This is a genomic window from Arthrobacter sp. B6 (assembly GCF_001663775.1).
GTDB lineage: Bacteria > Actinomycetota > Actinomycetes > Actinomycetales > Micrococcaceae > Arthrobacter.
On record NZ_KV467168.1, the window covers coordinates 1,798,342 to 1,813,162 of the forward strand.

At 64.9% G+C, this 14,821-nt stretch carries 17 protein-coding genes; 3 read left to right on the plus strand and 14 right to left on the minus strand.

The window, feature by feature from the left end:
• Positions 1–8: 8 nt before the first annotated feature.
• The 4 genes from AU175_RS07790 to AU175_RS07805 all read right to left on the minus strand — a co-directional run bounded on the left by AU175_RS07790 (position 9) and on the right by AU175_RS07805 (position 1,968).
• On the minus strand, positions 9–302 hold the full coding sequence (locus AU175_RS07790; RefSeq protein WP_066290777.1) for a DUF503 domain-containing protein: 294 nt from the start codon (positions 300–302) through the stop codon (positions 9–11).
• Between the two features lie 67 nt (positions 303–369).
• Positions 370–993 carry a hypothetical protein gene (locus AU175_RS07795; RefSeq protein ID WP_066287211.1) on the minus strand — a complete coding sequence of 208 codons (624 nt, stop codon included), beginning with the start codon at positions 991–993 and terminating at the stop codon, positions 370–372.
• A gap of 14 nt (positions 994–1,007) precedes the next feature.
• Positions 1,008–1,556, minus strand: a complete 549-nt coding sequence (locus tag AU175_RS07800) for a DUF1990 family protein (protein WP_066290779.1) — start codon at positions 1,554–1,556, stop codon at positions 1,008–1,010.
• A complete protein-coding gene (locus AU175_RS07805; protein ID WP_066287213.1) occupies positions 1,549–1,968 on the minus strand; it encodes an MmcQ/YjbR family DNA-binding protein in 420 nt (139 codons plus the stop codon). The genes AU175_RS07800 and AU175_RS07805 overlap by 8 nt, the downstream gene beginning before the upstream one ends.
• A 45-nt stretch (positions 1,969–2,013) precedes the next feature.
• Between AU175_RS07805 and AU175_RS07810 the strand changes: the two genes are divergently transcribed.
• Positions 2,014–3,042: an isopenicillin N synthase family dioxygenase gene (locus AU175_RS07810; RefSeq protein ID WP_066287215.1), complete on the plus strand. Its 1,029-nt coding sequence runs from the start codon at positions 2,014–2,016 to the stop codon at positions 3,040–3,042.
• 18 nt (positions 3,043–3,060) lie between these two features.
• Here the strand turns inward: AU175_RS07810 and AU175_RS07815 are convergent, their stop codons facing one another.
• From AU175_RS07815 to AU175_RS07855, 9 genes are all read right to left on the minus strand, one after another.
• Positions 3,061–3,486, minus strand: coding sequence for a CoA-binding protein (locus AU175_RS07815; RefSeq protein WP_066287217.1), 426 nt, complete (start codon positions 3,484–3,486; stop codon positions 3,061–3,063).
• 139 nt (positions 3,487–3,625) lie between these two features.
• The gene (locus tag AU175_RS07820; protein WP_066287219.1) at positions 3,626–4,486 is read right to left on the minus strand and encodes a hypothetical protein; all 861 of its coding nucleotides are present in this window, start codon (positions 4,484–4,486) and stop codon (positions 3,626–3,628) included.
• Entirely contained in the window at positions 4,483–5,034 is a 552-nt protein-coding gene (locus tag AU175_RS07825) for an RNA polymerase sigma factor (RefSeq protein WP_066287220.1), read from the minus strand. The genes AU175_RS07820 and AU175_RS07825 overlap by 4 nt, the downstream gene beginning before the upstream one ends.
• Before the next feature lie 295 nt (positions 5,035–5,329).
• On the minus strand, positions 5,330–5,659 hold the full coding sequence (locus tag AU175_RS07830) for a YegP family protein (RefSeq protein ID WP_066287222.1): 330 nt from the start codon (positions 5,657–5,659) through the stop codon (positions 5,330–5,332).
• 314 nt (positions 5,660–5,973) lie between these two features.
• Positions 5,974–7,092, minus strand: coding sequence for an NAD(P)/FAD-dependent oxidoreductase (locus AU175_RS07835; protein WP_066287224.1), 1,119 nt, complete (start codon positions 7,090–7,092; stop codon positions 5,974–5,976).
• Between the two features lie 47 nt (positions 7,093–7,139).
• Complete coding sequence (locus AU175_RS07840) at positions 7,140–8,180, minus strand: Gfo/Idh/MocA family protein (RefSeq protein WP_066287225.1); 1,041 nt, start codon at positions 8,178–8,180, stop codon at positions 7,140–7,142.
• The gene (locus AU175_RS07845; protein WP_066287227.1) at positions 8,180–8,959 is read right to left on the minus strand and encodes an amino acid ABC transporter ATP-binding protein; all 780 of its coding nucleotides are present in this window, start codon (positions 8,957–8,959) and stop codon (positions 8,180–8,182) included. The genes AU175_RS07840 and AU175_RS07845 overlap by 1 nt, the downstream gene beginning before the upstream one ends.
• Positions 8,956–9,744, minus strand: coding sequence for an amino acid ABC transporter permease (locus AU175_RS07850; protein ID WP_066287230.1), 789 nt, complete (start codon positions 9,742–9,744; stop codon positions 8,956–8,958). Before AU175_RS07850 ends, AU175_RS07845 begins: the two co-directional genes overlap by 4 nt.
• Before the next feature lie 113 nt (positions 9,745–9,857).
• Positions 9,858–10,721 carry an ABC transporter substrate-binding protein gene (locus AU175_RS07855; protein WP_197497062.1) on the minus strand — a complete coding sequence of 288 codons (864 nt, stop codon included), beginning with the start codon at positions 10,719–10,721 and terminating at the stop codon, positions 9,858–9,860.
• 154 nt (positions 10,722–10,875) lie between these two features.
• On the opposite strand from AU175_RS07855, the gene AU175_RS07860 reads away from it, so the two are divergent.
• Positions 10,876–11,970 (plus strand): LacI family DNA-binding transcriptional regulator, encoded by a 1,095-nt coding sequence (locus AU175_RS07860; protein WP_066287232.1) that lies wholly within the window; start codon positions 10,876–10,878, stop codon positions 11,968–11,970.
• Positions 11,971–12,042: 72 nt separating this feature from the next.
• Here the strand turns inward: AU175_RS07860 and AU175_RS07865 are convergent, their stop codons facing one another.
• Positions 12,043–13,332 carry an adenylosuccinate synthase gene (locus AU175_RS07865; protein ID WP_066287234.1) on the minus strand — a complete coding sequence of 430 codons (1,290 nt, stop codon included), beginning with the start codon at positions 13,330–13,332 and terminating at the stop codon, positions 12,043–12,045.
• 277 nt (positions 13,333–13,609) lie between these two features.
• Between AU175_RS07865 and AU175_RS07870 the strand changes: the two genes are divergently transcribed.
• Positions 13,610–14,818 (plus strand): cobalamin-independent methionine synthase II family protein, encoded by a 1,209-nt coding sequence (locus AU175_RS07870; RefSeq protein ID WP_066287236.1) that lies wholly within the window; start codon positions 13,610–13,612, stop codon positions 14,816–14,818.
• Positions 14,819–14,821 lie beyond the last annotated feature (3 nt).

Here is a 14,821-nt window from a genome sequence, read left to right on the forward strand (position 1 = left end):
ATGGGAAATCAGTCTTCGCTGTGGAGCTCCCTCTGCCGTGCGCTGAGCAGCTCAAACTCGGGCCGGGCGGCCACAAAGCGTTCGACGGCGGCAAGCACCTCCACGAGATGCGCACGGTCCGCAGCCACCAGGCCTGCGCCCACCTGCGAGCGCCTGTACTGGTCGTGGTCCCCAACCTCCGCGACGGACACGTCGAACCGACGCTTGAGCTCGGCCAACAGCGGCCTGATGACGGAGCGTTTCTCCTTCAGGCTCTGGACGTCGCCGAGGAGGATATCGAATTCAATCCAGCCGATCCACATGCAGTAATCGTATCCACTGGGTTCTCCCATCCCGTTCCAGCCGGCGGCGGCGAAGTGGCGGCGGTTTTCAGCCCTCTGCCAGTGCAAGCTCACAGGCAAGAATTGCTTCGCGTGCGTCCTGCTCCTCCGCCGCAGTTCCGGTCCGCTCCGCCCACTGTTCGGCCAACTGGAACTCCACCAGCGCCTCGGTGAACCGGCCGGCGGCGTGCAGGGTCCAGCCCAGGTTGTTGTGCAGTGCCACCATCCAGCGCCGGGTGTGCGGATCGTGCGCCGTGGAGGCATATTCGAGGGCGCTCCTGGTCCAAAGCTCGGCATGCGCTGAGTCGGCGATCGCGAGCATGTGCAGCGCATCCACGGCGAGGTACTCCTCACCCAAATGGTCGCCCAGCTCCGCGGCCTGCTCAAACAGCGGCACGGCCATGGCGGCATGGCCACTGGAGTTCAGGACGCGTCCGCGCTCCAACAGGATGCGTACTCCGACGGTTGGCTCTTCCCCGTCCAGTGAGTCCAGTAGCGCACCTGCTTCCTCATAGCGCCCCTGCAGTCCGATAGCCCGCCCCAGCTGCGTGGCTAGTTCTGCCTTTTCGTCGGCGTCGTAGCCCGGATCGGCAAGGGCGTCCCTGAAGCGCTGCTCGGACAGTTCGGGATCCTCAAATTTCCATAGTCGGTCAAGGGTCTCTTGGTCCAGCATGTACCTTCTCCTGATCAGCTTTCACCTGCGGCGAGTTGGCGTGCCCCTTCAATGTATCGGGAAGTGACATGCCTCTGCGCCGCCCTGGCCACCGGGCCGCCGGCCTTGTAGAACCAATTGGCGTGCCTGCTGAACGCCGTGATCTTCAAAAAGACCCGTCCTTGGGCGTCAATCTCCGCCTCGAACGCCTCCTCACCGCGCGCCGGGTGCCCGGGCAACGTGCCGTAGCCAAACCCCGCCGACTGCGGGCCCTCTTTCGCCTCCGGCTGCCGGACCCAGACCACCTCGCAGGGGGCATTGATGCGGAAGGGCCCGACGCCGAACCCGCTCACCACACGTGCCCCGGGGATAACGACGCCGGACTCGGTCCGGACGCGCAGGCCGGACCGGCGCTGCAGCTCCCAGCTGAGGATTCCCTGCGCCACCCTGCGGTAGACGGCATGGCCTTCACCGAGGTACGTCTTTGACACCAGGCAGGGGAACCCCGCGGGTGGCTGGCCAGACTCCGTGGAACCAATGCCAGGGTAGTTGAGTTCCCCGCCGGCCAGCCGTTTTTCAGTCAACGGGCGCACCCTGGGACCCGGAGAGCCGTGCCCAGCCCAGCTGCTCCTGTTGCTTGCGGTTCAGGGACGCCACCACCAGATCGTACGAATCCTCCACCATGTCCCGGACCATGGCGTCCGGGAGGGCGCCGTCCAGGCGCACGCCGTTCCAGTGGGTCTTGTTCATATGCCACGCGCCCGTGATCTCCGGATGGGCGGCGCGCAGTTGCTCGGCCAAGGCGGGCTCGCATTTCAGGCTCACGGACCAGTCGTGCGGGTCCATCGTGGACGCCGCAAACATCTTGGCCTCGTGCCGGGCGCCGCCGGCTACGTGCGCCCGGACTTTGAACACAGAGGTTTCGGGTCCGAACGGAAAGTCCTCGTAGGCACCGGGAAACGACAGGCAGATTTCACGAAGTTCAGCTGGGTCCATCCAGTGAGCCTACAAAGCGGCTGCCGCCGGTGCTAGTCTGCGAGCATGTCACATGATCAGGCGACCATACCTGTTCTGGACCTGAGTACCGCACGCCAGCCCTACGGTCCCTTTAGTCCGGAATTCATTGAAGAGCTGCGGAACGCCACACACAACGTTGGCTTCTTCCAGCTCACCGGCTATGGCGCCTCGCCAGGCCAGGCGGAGGAGCTGCTGCAGCTCATCCAACGCTTCTTCGATCTCCCCCTTGAGGAACGCATGAAGCTGGACAACCGGCTTTCACCGCATTTTCGCGGCTATACCCGGATGGGCACAGAGATCACCCAGGGACGGGCGGACGCCCGGGAGCAGATCGACTATTCGCCGGACCGCGAGCCCATCCCGGATTACCCGGCGGACCAGCCCTATTGGCTGCTTCAGGGCCACAATATGTGGCCCACGGAGGCCTTGCCCGAGCTGGAACCGGCCGCGATGGCCTGGGCCGGGCTGATGTCCGAGGTTGGCATGGAGCTGCTGCGCGCCATTGCCGTTTCCCTCAAGTTGCCGGAGGACCATTTCGACGATCCGTTCGCTGGCAGCCCGGCCTGGATGGGCAAGCTGGTGCATTATGTGGGCGGCGTCGTGGAGGCAGCCGGGGACCAGGGCGTGGGCTCCCACGCTGACTACGGGTTTGTCACCCTCCTCCTGCAGGACGGCGTGGGCGGCCTGGAAGTTTTGCCGCCCGGAGCCGCCGAATGGGCACCGGTGCACCCCATCCCGGGCGCGCTGGTGGTGAACCTTGGCGAAATGCTGGAAGTCGCCACGGAAGGATACCTCGCTGCGACGATCCACCGCGTGCAGGCGCCGCCACCCGGCGTCGACCGCTACTCTGTGCCGTTCTTCTGGTCGCCGCGGCTGGACGCGGTGATTGACCCCGTTCCGCTCCCGCCGGAGCTGAGGGCACAGGCGCGCGGAATCTCGGATGATCCGTCCAACCCGATGCTGGCGTCGTTCGGTATGAACATGCTCAAGGGCAGGATGCGCGCCCACCCGGACGTGACCGAGCGGCACTACCCGGACCTGGTGAAAGGCTGACCCGCCAGGGACCAGGGGTCAGAGGTTGTACTTCCACGCCTGCTGGGCGGGGCAGACGTTCATCACGACATCCAGGCCGGCGGCCTTGGCGCGTTCGGCCGCCGCTTCGTCAATGACCCCCAACTGCAGCCATACCGCCTTGGCGCCCACGGCAATAGCCTGGTCCACCACCGCGCCGACTTTCTGCGAATTCACAAAGCAGTCAACGACGTCGATGGGCTGCTTCTCCGGCGGAATGTCACGCAGGCTGCGGTAGCCGGGCTCGCCATGCACGGAATCGCCGGGCAGGTTCACGGGGATGATCTCCATGCCGAGCCCGTCGCGGATAAACAGCGACGTATCGTAGGCCGCGCGCCACTCGTTGGCGGTCAGGCCCACAATGGCCCACCGCCCTTTGTTTCGCATAAGGCGCTCTATGACTGCAGGATCGTTGGTGTGGACCATGAGCCAAGCCTACGCCGCAGGCACAACAGCTTCGTGCCGAAGAAATGAATGACATGCGTGCCTGCGTGGAATGCATAGGCCATGGTCGTTTTGAGGGCCACAAGTGTACGTTCGCGCCAAGTTTTCTCGCGGGAACGGCTTAGCGGCTCAACTTCTTCAGCCACTTGGTGCCGTCTCCGGGCACGGCGCCTTCGGGCACGGCGCCTTCGGACATATCACTTTCGGGTACCGCGCTTTTTGGCACCGCGCTTTCTGGCACGACGGCGGACAGCAGCTTCTCTGATTTCTCCACCGCCTGCCGGGCAGCTTCCTGGGCGATGTCCGGGTGCGTCCCCGGGCCGGAGGGGACCTTGGACGCCGTAGCGGCTGACTCTGTGGCTGCCCCAGCGGCTCCGGACGCATCCCGGGCGTCAGCCCCGCCGTCGTCCGGTCCTGCCTTTGCCGTCCCCGCGCGGTCTTTCTCCGGCACCGACGGCTGGGCCGGCACTTCCTGACCCGGAGGCTCCTGTTGCGGGCCGCCTTGCCGTACGTTCTGCCTAGCGGGATCCGCGGCGGCTTCCTGCCCCGCCGGCGCCCCTGCCGGCTCCGTTTCCGGCCGGGATTGCGGTTCCGGCTGCGAGAAGAGGCCGGTGGCCGGGGGCAGCCCGGACATGCTCCACGAGGGGGTCCACTCTTCAAGCAGGTGCTGGACTAAGACGCTGGCCTTCCCCGCAGGCCCGTAGGCACTGGCTGCGACCCCTGTCGCCCCAAGCCCCATCCCCGCAACGACGGCCAGGCCAACAATGGCGGGGCGGTGCCGGCGCAGCCTGCGACGCCACGACGGCGGGTCCGGCGGGAAGCCCAGCAGGGCGGCAAGCTCCGGGTTGGGAGCCGGCGCCGGCAGGGACGCGAGACTTCCCAGCGACAAGAGTGCAGCACGCAGTTCGGCGTCCTGCTCCTGGCCGGCGTCGAGCAGTATCTCGTCCACGGTGTCCAACAGGGGGCTGGGTGGGGAAGTCATGGCGCCACATATTCCTTCACTAAGGTTTCCTCGCGGAGTCTGGTCAATGCCCGCCGCTGGAGCTGCTTGACGGCCCCGGGACTCTTCCCCATGACGGACGCAACCTGATCCACTGTCAGGCCACCAATAAGGCGCAGGGTCAGCACTTCCCTCTGCTCATCCAACAGTCCCTGAAGGAGGCCCAGCACTTCCGACGGCGAGACCCTTTCCAAGGCTTCGGCCTCAGCGGATGATTCCTCCCGCAGGTCCAACTCCGCGTGGAAGGGGAGCTTTGCGGGGGTGCGGCTTTGCCGGCGGTGATCGTCCACCATCCGGGCATGGGCCACCGAGAAGATAAAGGTGCGCAGGCCCTGCATGCCGCCGACGACGGACCCAAGCCTGGGAAGGACCGCCAGGAAGACGTCCTGCATAACAGCCTCCGGATCTTCAACACCGCGGGCTGTGAGATAGCCCAGGACCTGTGGCGCGTGAGTTCGGTACACAAGACTGAAGAGCTCCGGATCGCCGGCTCCAGCCCGCAATACATCGTCAGTCAGCGCATCGGTCACGGACGTTGGGCTTTCGGTGGAGGGGACTTTGTTTGCTCAGTCTAGGGCCAGGGCCGCTTACGCGGAAAGCCCTTGCCGAACTAACTTTACCCCTCAGTAACCAAGCCACGGCCACACGCGTGCGCCACCGCACTTCCGCCCGCCGGACCTCCGCAGACGCCGCCAGACGCAAAAGAGCCGGGCTGGAACATGATGGGGGACAGGTTCCAGCCCGGCGCTTCATAGGGGTAATCGCCCGCGGCACTCCAGGGGTTACGCCCTGGCACAAAAAACTTTGGAAGACCGGCGCGGGCCGTCAGGCGGCCCCGGTCAGGCGCGCCGAAGCCACCTGCCGGCGTGGGGCGGTGAAGGAGTGCACCCTGGAGGCGGGAACGCGCTGGTCATCACAGTTCGGCTGGACTTTCGCGGGAGCCGCCGCGGCGGCCGGTTGCGCGGCGCTGGGAGGCTGGCAAAGATCGGTCACCAGCCCGGTCCCGGCGCACTCACGCACGGCGGCAATCGCGGCGGCGACAGCGGACTTGTCCTCAAAGGCTCCGGATACAGCCATCACAGTGCCGTCCGCCGCCTTGAGGCGGAACCTGAACAGTGAATCCGAGTCCAGATAGACTTCAAACTTCCCGGCCATGGCAAATCCTTCCGGTCTGTGGGGTCCTGGCCAGGCAACGTCTTCGCCGCCGCAGGCCCGGACGCATACGGTGCGTCGGGCTCCCACGGGTTTGGTCGAACGATCTCTTGATCAGTTCAACGTGTCATTAGATTCTGTCTGCACCGGCTTTAACCTCACAAGACAAGCCAGGTTAACCCTGTGTAAATTGCTGACAACACCGATCAAAACCAAGCGGCGGGCCACCCAGCCTGGGACCCGCCGCCGTCGACGACTTTGACCTTCTAAGGGGTCGGCGGGCGCGGTCATAGCCCCGCCTGCCTGACACTGGAACGTTAGGAGAATCGGCCCGGACGGAACGTTGCCAACATCGGGTGCTTGTTTCCGGTCAGAATTTCACCGGAGATCAGTTCCCCGGCGATGAGGCCCAGGGTAGCGCCGGAGTGGGTGAAGGCCACGAAACAGCCGGGCACCTGGCCGAGTTCGCCGAAGACCGGTTCGCCGTCGCCGGGGATGGGCTTGTAGCCGATCTTCCAGGAGGCGGGCTTGAGTTCGGGGTTGCCTGCGATCAGCTTGGCTGATTCGTCGGCCAGTTCCTGGACAACGTCATCGGGAATGCTGAAGGAACCGTCCGCGTGTTCGGTGATGCGGTCCTCGTACCAGTCGTGGTCCAGGGCCAAGGTGTTGCCCGGATTGGGACGAACGGCGGCACGCGGCGTGTTCATCACCGCAGTCACCTGGTGCTCAACAGGCTTGGTGATGACCAGCATGGAAACCGGTGAACCGTTGGGGATTTCTACGCCCAGCGGCTTGACCACGGCCGGCGTGGCGGCACCGCAGGCCACGAGCACTGCGTCAGCCTTGTAGGTGTCGCCCGCGACAGTTTCGACGCCGGTGGCACGGCCGCCGTCGACAGTTACGGAGACCTTCCCCGCGTTGAGGACCAGTTGACCTCCCAGGGCATGGAATTCCTCCATCAGGAAGTTCACCAGGTCCGGCAGGCTGACCCATCCCTCGCCCGGGTTGAAGATGGCGTTCTCGGGAACAGCGCTGGCGTCAACGCCCGGCGTCACCGATGCGATTTCTTCAGGGGCCAGCAACTTGGAGTCATAGCCAATGGACTGCTCGTAAGCGTGGCGGGCCTCGGTAACGGCGCGCTGCCCGGCGGCGTTCCACATGAGGCCTCCCCCGAACTGCAGCCACTCCCGGCTGGGATCGGTGGCGAAAAGTGTCCGGTACCGGTCCACGCCGGCGACGCGCAGCTGGTGGTACGGCGTGGACCGTTCACCGGCGGAGTTGAGCCATGACAGTGAGCGGCCTGTAGCCTCGCTGGCCAGGCCCTGCTCGGTCAACAGCGTGACGGAGGCGCCTTCGCGGAGCAGGTGGACAGCGGTGGATACGCCCAGGATGCCGCCTCCGATGACGGCGACGTGCTTGGTAGCGGTGGAGGACATGGTTCTCCCTTTCTTCGTGTTCTTGGATGTCTTGAAAAGCGCGTGGCTTACGCGAAGGCGTGGATGCTTTCGATGATCTTGAGCGTTTCGAGGGACTCGGACGGGTGCACGGGCAGCGGCCCGTCGCCCCGGAGGGAGGCCGCGAGTTCTGAGTAGAACCGCGGGTAGTCACCCTTCTCCGCCGGGACGGGCACCGTGGATTCTTCCACTCCCAGGACCCCCCAAGAATCCTGGGCGTCAAGCCCGTACGCAGGATCCGACGGCGTGAGCCCGGCCGCAAGCGCGGGCTCCTGGCTGTCCAGTCCCCACTTGGTGTAACCGGCTTCCGATCCGAGGACGTGGAAACGCGGACCCACCTGGGCTGCCATGCCGTTCATCCAGAGCCGGGAACGGACCCCGGACTCATGAAGCAGCGAGGCGAAGGCCTCTGTGTCGGCTCCCTCGGGCTGTCCGTGGTTGGCTGTCTCCCCATAGCTCTGCACAACGGGGCCAAAAAGCTGGATGGCCTGGTCGATCAGGTGCGCGCCGAGGTCATGGAGGATGCCGCCGCCTTCGGTCAGGTCTGCGATGTCGCGCCAGTTTCCGAATCCTTCCGGCCTCCACCATTCAAAGCGTGATTCAAAGGTACGGACTTCGCCGAGCGCACCCTCCCTGACAAGCTTCTGGAGGGTCAGGAAATCGGCGTCCCACCGGCGGTTCTGGAAGACCGTCAGCTGCACACGGGCGTCGGACGCCCTGGCCAGAAGCTCCTCACCGTGGCCGGACGTCGTGACGAACGGCTTGTCCACCACAACGTGCAGTCCGTGGGCAATTGCCCTTGCAGCGAGGTCGAAGTGGGTGAGTGGCGGAGTGCCGAGGATGACCAGGTCCAGATCAGCAGCGAGCGCAAACAGGGCCTCGGGGGTGGGGACGATCCGCGTGCCGGGGTAGAGCCGGGCCGCCTCAGCCGCACGCTCCGGGTCCGAAGTCACGATGGCGTCGAGCGAGTAGCCGGGATCGGCCGCAATGAGTGGCGCGTGGAACACCCTCCCCGAAACCCCGAAGCCGACGACGGCGGTCCGGATGGGTGCCGCTGTTACCCCGCCCACTACAGCACTTCCGAAAGGAAGCGCTGCAGCCGTTCGCTGCGCGGGTTGTCGAAGAGCTCGCCAGGCGTTCCGGACTCCACCACTTCGCCTTCATCCATGAAGACCACCTGGTCTGCCACTTTGCGGGCGAAGCCCATCTCGTGGGTGACTACAAGCATGGTCATCCCCCGCTTGCCGAGCCCGGCCATCAGATTCAGCACGCCCTTGACCAGCTCAGGGTCCAGTGCGCTGGTTGCTTCGTCGAAGAGCATCACCTCAGGTTCCATGGCCAGGGCCCGTGCGATGGCGACGCGCTGCTGCTGGCCTCCGGAGAGGTCCCGGGGGCGGTGGTCGGCCCGCTCGGCCAGGCCAACTTCGGCAAGGCTGCGCCGGGCGCGCTCCCTCGCCTCGGCCTTGGACATTCCCTTGACGCTCCACAGGGCCAAGGCCACATTTTCGAGGGCAGTGTGGTCCGGGAAGAGGTTGAAGTGCTGGAACACCATGCCAATGCGGGCGCGCAGGAGGTCCGGCTTTACCTTGAGGGCGCTTTTCCCGGCCAGGAGCACGTCCCCGCTTTTTGGCTCATGCAGCCGGTTGACTCCACGAAGCAGGGTCGACTTCCCGGAGCCCGAAGGCCCAATGATGCACGTTGTGGTGCCCGGGGCTACGGTGAGGCTGACGTTGCGGAGCACTTCGATGTCCCCGTAGGCCATTGTCAGGTTCTTCAATTCCAGGCTGGAGCCCTGGAAGGTGTGGCTCTGGGATGCGGCGGGGTTTGCGGTGTTGCTTGCGAGGCTCATGTGTTGCTCCCGGTGATGAGCGGCGAAGCCGCGTCGAGTTCTTTGACTTCCTTCAGGCCGCTGCTGGGGGCAGCAGGGCGGCGGCGGCCGGTCCTGAACCTGTTGTCGAAGTAGTTGACCAGGTGGGTCAGCGGGACCGTAATCACGAGGTAGAAGATGCCGGCCAGGACCAGCGGAGAGAGGTTTCCGGACAGAACGGCGGCGTCCTGGCCCACGCGGAAGAGCTCACGTTCGCTGACAAGCAGCCCCAGGAAGTAGACGAGGGACGAATCCTTCACGATCGCGATGAACTGGTTTACCAGGGCGGGAAGGACGCGCCGGATGCCCTGCGGAACTACCACCAGGGCCATGGACTTGGCGTAGCTCATGCCCAGTGCGCGGCAGGCCTCGCCCTGTCCCTTGTCCACGCTCTGGATCCCGGCGCGGAAGATTTCGCCGATGTACGCGCTGGCGATCAGGCTCAGCGCAATGATTCCCAAGGGGTAGGGCGACGGGCCAAAGATTGACTGGCTGAAGCGTGCGAAGCCCTGGCCAATCAGCAGGATGGTCAGGATGGCCGGCAGGCCGCGGAAGAGATCCGTGTAGATCCGGGCTGGAATCCGCAGCCACCTGGACGGCGAGATGCCCATGACTGCGACGATCATTCCGAGGACCAAACCGATGATGGTGGCGGCGATGGAGATGATCAGCGTGTTGAGTAGTCCCACTGCGAGGAGTTGGGGCAGGACTTCGGCCATTGCGCCGAAGTCGAAAAACGTGCGGATGATGGTGTTAAGCCAGTCCATGGTTGCTCTCAGACGTAGTTAGCTTGTGAGTCCCGGGCGGACCGTGAACTACGGTCCGCCCGGTGGGTTTCGGCCGGACCGGAAGTCCGGCCAGTCCGGCCAGCGTGTTTGGGCTACTTGCCCGGGGCGGGAGTAGCGGTCTGTTCTGCCTTGGGCAGGTACTGCTCGGGCATCGGGGATCCCGGGAACCACTTCTGGTAAAGGTTCTTCCAGGTGCCGTCCTCCATGGCTTCTGCGAGTCCCTTGTTCAGCGCCTCCTTGAAGGCTGGCTTGTCCTTGGCGATGGCGAACCCGGCAGGGGCATCGAATGAAGGAATGTCAGCGGCGCTGACCAGGCCGTGCTGCTCCTGGTAGGCCTTGGCGGCCTCGTAGTCCAGGAAGTGGGCGTCCACGGTCCCGCTGTTCACGGCGGCGATGGCGGTGTTGTTGTCCGGGAAACGCACCAGGCTGGCCGAGGTGAAGTTCTTCACCGCGTAGGCTTCCTGCAGGGTGCCCTGCACCACGCCAAGCCGCTTGCCGGCCAGGCCATTGGCATCCGTGATGCCGGAGTCCTTGGTGGTGATGACGGTCAGGTAGCCGGCGAGGTAGCCGTCGGAGAAATCAACGGTTTCCTTGCGCTTGTCAGTGATGCCAATAGCGGCCACACCGACGTCGAACTGGCCGTTGGCAACTGCGGCGAGCAGGCCGGAGAAGTCCTGTCCGGTGAAGACCACATTGTCTACCCCGGCGCGGTGGGCCACGTCCTTGAAGAGCTCAACGTCGAAGCCGGTGAAGTTGCCGCTTGCATCGGCGAAGGTGTACGGCTTTGAATCGCCCAGGCTGGCAACCCGGATGGTGCCGGGCTCAATGAGGCCGTAGGGGTTGTCTGCGGTTGAGCTGGCGGCCGGGGTTGATCCGGCGCAGCCCGAGAGTGCGAGGAGGGCCGCAACGGCGGCGGCAACGATCCCTCCGCGGCGGAAGTTCAGTCCTTTAGTCACAGCATTTGTCCAATCAGAAATAGGGCCTGGGGCCTTGGGTGAATCCCTTGCTGAGTCCGGTCTCACCGGCTACGATTGAGACCGGACTCACAGTGGGTTGTAAAAAATGTAACCCAAGCCACACGGGCCGTCAAGCCCCTACCGAAAGGCCTCCATGAGCACCACTGGTTCCAGGCGCCGGGACATCACCGTCGCGGACGTCGCCAAAGCCGCCAACGTCTCCAAGGCCCAGGCCGCCCGCGCGCTCGGCAACTACGGGGCTGTCAGTGATGACGTCCGCGAACGGGTCCTGGCCGCCGCGGAGGAGCTGTCCTATCGCCCCAACGAGCTCGCCCGGAGCATGAACACGGGCAAATCGAACACCATAGGGGTGGTGGTGGGTGATATCGAAAACCCCCACTTCGGCCTGGCTATGAGGGGCATCACCGACGCCGCCAAAAGGAGTGGCTACAACGTCATCCTGATCAACACCGACGAGGAGAGGGCTGCGGAGGTCGAGGCCGTCCGGGTGCTGTTGGACAAGCGCGTGGACGGCCTGATCGTGGCGCCGGCATCGTCGGTGGAAAGCCAGCATTTGCAGCATGTACAGCACTCCGGGCGGCCGCTGGTTCTGCTGGACCGCGCTGCCCACGGCCTGGACGCCGAAACCTTCGCCGTGGACATGGCCGCAATATCCTTCGAGTCCACGAAGTACCTCATTGAGGCAGGGCACCGCCGCATCGCCTTCGTCTCGACCGTCAGGACCGATGGGCCCTACGTGCCCGGAATGCTGTTGGATTCCTCGCAAATCTCGGACCGCCTGGACGGCATCCGCCGTGCCTTCGAAGAAAAGGGCCTTACCCAGCCTGTGGACCTGGTCCGGCTCAACGCAGGCGATGAGGAATCCATCAGGAGGGTCACCCGGGACCTGCTCCAAGGGCCCGACGCGGCCACAGCCATCATCGCCTCGGACGGCCTTATCGCCCTGAGCGTTGTGGAGGCCATCCAGGAATCAGGCCTCTCCATCCCGGGGGATGTTTCGCTCCTGATGTATGACGATTTCCCGTGGACCCGCCTCACCACTCCCCCGCTCACCGTCATTGCCCAGCCTGTTTACGACATGGGGAAAGCGGCGGCAAACGCGTTGATCCGGCAAATTGAGGGCAGGAAACCGGCCGCTGGGGGCCCGGCCCTGACGGCGAGCCTGATCCGACGCGGTTCCGTGGGTTCCCCCAAGGGCGCGAAGGTCTACAGTCCAGCAGGCGGCTGACCATTGCGCAGACAAACGAAACGGCGGGCCACCCGCAAAAGGTGCCCCGCCGCCGTCGTACGTTCCAGGACGTCAGTCGTTGATGAGGTCGTTGACCACGATGGTCTGGTCCCGGTCCGGGCCCACGCCAATGGCCGAGAACCGCGTGCCGGAGAGCTTTTCCAGTGCCAGCACGTAGTTGCGGGCGTTCTCCGGCAGGTCCGCCAGCGTGCGTGCCCCGGTGATGTCTTCGGTCCAGCCTTCGAAGTACTCAAAGATGGGTACGGCGTGGTGGAATTCCGTCTGCGTCATGGGCATCTCGTCGTGGCGGACGCCGTCCACGTCATAAGCCACGCAGACCGGGATCTGCTCGATGCCGGTGAGGACGTCCAGTTTGGTGACGAAGTAGTCAGTGAAGCCGTTGACGCGGGAGGCGTGGCGGGCCAGGACGGCGTCGTACCAGCCACAGCGGCGGGGACGGCCGGTGTTGACGCCGAACTCACCGCCGGTCTTCTGCAGGTACATGCCCATCTCGTCGAAGAGCTCCGTGGGGAACGGGCCGGCGCCGACACGCGTTGTGTACGCCTTGATGATGCCGATGGAGCGGGTGATGCGGGTGGGCCCGATGCCGGAGCCCACGGAGGCACCGCCAGCCGTGGGGTTGGATGACGTAACGAACGGGTAGGTGCCGTGGTCCACGTCCAGGAACGTTGCCTGGCCGCCTTCCATCAGGACCACCTTGCCCTCGTCCAGGGCATTATTCAGGACCAAGGTGCTGTCGATGACCAGCGGACGGAGCCGCTCGGCGAAGGACAGGAAGTACTCTACGATCTCCTCCACCTCAACGTTGCGGCGGTTGTAGATCTTCACCAGGAGGTCGTTCTTCTGGCGCAGGGAGCCTTCCACCTTCTGGCGGAGGATGGATTCGTCAAACACGTCCTGGACGCGGATGCCCAGGCGGGCCACCTTGTCCATGTATGCCGGGCCGATGCCGCGGCCGGTGGTGCCAATGGCGCGGCTGCCGAGGAAACGCTCGGTGACCTTGTCCAGGACTTGGTGGTAGGGGGCCACGAGGTGGGCGTTGGCCGAAACGCGGAGTTTCGACGTGTCGGCGCCGCGCGCCTGCAGCCCGTCGATCTCCTGGAACAGGGCCTCAAGGTTCACCACGCAGCCGTTGCCGATGATCGGGACGGCATTGGGGCTGAGGATGCCGGCAGGAAGGAGCTTGAGCTCATACTTCTCACCGCCTACGACGACGGTGTGCCCGGCGTTGTTGCCGCCGTTCGGCTTGACGACATAGTCCACCCGGCCGCCCAGAAGGTCAGTGGCCTTGCCTTTTCCTTCGTCGCCCCATTGGGCTCCTACGATCACGATTGCTGGCATGGGATCCTCCCCCATTCGTTCGGGCCGGCCGGACCGTCCACCGAAATGGCAGGCCTGGTGCAGCGCCGTTCATGAGAATGCCCCGAATGGACCAGCTTTGCCAGGTCCGCACTGCGGCCTGCAACGCAAGAGTTCCGGGGCTCTTACCACCCAAGTTTAGCCGATGGCGGAGTTCGTCCACTCGCTGGGTTTCGCGGGGTGAAGATGGGCGACACAATTGACACAAGCGTTGGCGGATTGCCCGCGGTCCCCGGACGGAAGTAAGGAAGTTCCAGCCATGCCCCTGAACACCGACCACATCCGCGTGACCCATGCCGGTTCCTTGCCCCGCACGCCGGAGCTGATCGCGGCCAACCAAGCGAAGGAGTCCAAAGGGGTCACGCCCGACTTCCTGAAGCTCCTGGAATCCTCTGTGGTGGACGTTGTCCAGCGGCAGAAGGACCTGGGCATCGACATTCCCAATGACGGCGAATACGGCCACGCCATGGCGCATTCCGTGGACTACGGCGCGTGGTGGAACTACTCCTTCTCACGGCTTGGCGGCCTCGAGCCGACCAACGTGGACCGCTGGACTGACGCCGGAGTTCACCGTTCCTCGCCAGGCAACATTGTGCTCACGTCCTTCCCCGACCGTCGCGACCGGCTGAAGTTCAACGATGCCTACACCGACCCCACCTCCGGCATCCTGGCTCACCGCAAAAGCGTTACCCAGCCCAAGATCGCAGGCCCGCTGACCTACACAGGCCAGGACCTGGTGGCATCGGACGTCGCCAACCTGAAGACGGCGCTTGCGGCCGCAGGCCTCTCAGACGGATTTGTGGCTTCACTGTCGCCCGGTTCCTGCGCCCGCGTCGCCAACGAGTACTACAAGTCGGACGAGGAACTGCTGTACGCCTGCGCGGACGCCATGCGGGAGGAGTACAAAGCGATCATTGACGCCGGCCTGACAGTCCAGCTGGACGACCCGTCGCTTGCCGAAAGCTGGGACCAGATCAACCCCGAGCCGTCGTTGGCTGACTACCTCAAATTCATCCAGCTGCGCGTCGAGGCCACCAACTGGGCCCTGCGCGACCTGCCACAGGAACAGATAAGGCTCCACGTCTGCTGGGGTTCCTGGCATGGCCCGCACACCACAGACATTCCGTTCGCGGACATTGTCGGTTCAGTGTTGCAGGTCAACGCAGGAGGTTACTCCTTCGAAGCCGCCAACGTCCGCCACGAGCACGAATGGCGGGTCTGGGAAGATACCAAACTCCCCGAAGGCAAGGTCATCATCCCCGGCGTCGTGTCACACGCGACCAACGTCGTGGAACACCCGGACCTCGTCGCCGACAGGATTGTGCGTTTCGCCGGCCTGGTGGGCCGAGAAAACGTCATCGCCTCCACCGACTGCGGGCTCGGCGGCCGTGTCCACCCGCAGATCGCCCTGGCGAAACTGGAGGCCTTGGGTGAGGGCGCCCGCCGCGCCACCAGCCATCTTTGGTAGCTG

Excerpts from the sequence above, each read along its gene's own strand:
- AU175_RS07790 (WP_066290777.1), bottom strand. The coding sequence starts at position 302 with ATGTGGATCGGCTGGATTGAATTCGATATCCTCCTCGGCGACGTCCAG.
- AU175_RS07795 (WP_066287211.1), bottom strand. The coding sequence starts at position 993 with ATGCTGGACCAAGAGACCCTTGACCGACTATGGAAATTTGAGGATCCC.
- AU175_RS07805 (WP_066287213.1), bottom strand. The coding sequence starts at position 1,968 with ATGGACCCAGCTGAACTTCGTGAAATCTGCCTGTCGTTTCCCGGTGCC.
- AU175_RS07810 (WP_066287215.1), top strand. The coding sequence starts at position 2,014 with ATGTCACATGATCAGGCGACCATACCTGTTCTGGACCTGAGTACCGCA.
- AU175_RS07815 (WP_066287217.1), bottom strand. The coding sequence starts at position 3,486 with ATGGTCCACACCAACGATCCTGCAGTCATAGAGCGCCTTATGCGAAAC.
- AU175_RS07820 (WP_066287219.1), bottom strand. The coding sequence starts at position 4,486 with ATGACTTCCCCACCCAGCCCCCTGTTGGACACCGTGGACGAGATACTG.
- AU175_RS07830 (WP_066287222.1), bottom strand. The coding sequence starts at position 5,659 with ATGGCCGGGAAGTTTGAAGTCTATCTGGACTCGGATTCACTGTTCAGG.
- AU175_RS07835 (WP_066287224.1), bottom strand. The coding sequence starts at position 7,092 with ATGTCCTCCACCGCTACCAAGCACGTCGCCGTCATCGGAGGCGGCATC.
- AU175_RS07845 (WP_066287227.1), bottom strand. The coding sequence starts at position 8,959 with ATGAGCCTCGCAAGCAACACCGCAAACCCCGCCGCATCCCAGAGCCAC.
- AU175_RS07850 (WP_066287230.1), bottom strand. The coding sequence starts at position 9,744 with ATGGACTGGCTTAACACCATCATCCGCACGTTTTTCGACTTCGGCGCA.
- AU175_RS07860 (WP_066287232.1), top strand. The coding sequence starts at position 10,876 with ATGAGCACCACTGGTTCCAGGCGCCGGGACATCACCGTCGCGGACGTC.
- AU175_RS07865 (WP_066287234.1), bottom strand. The coding sequence starts at position 13,332 with ATGCCAGCAATCGTGATCGTAGGAGCCCAATGGGGCGACGAAGGAAAA.
- AU175_RS07870 (WP_066287236.1), top strand. The coding sequence starts at position 13,610 with ATGCCCCTGAACACCGACCACATCCGCGTGACCCATGCCGGTTCCTTG.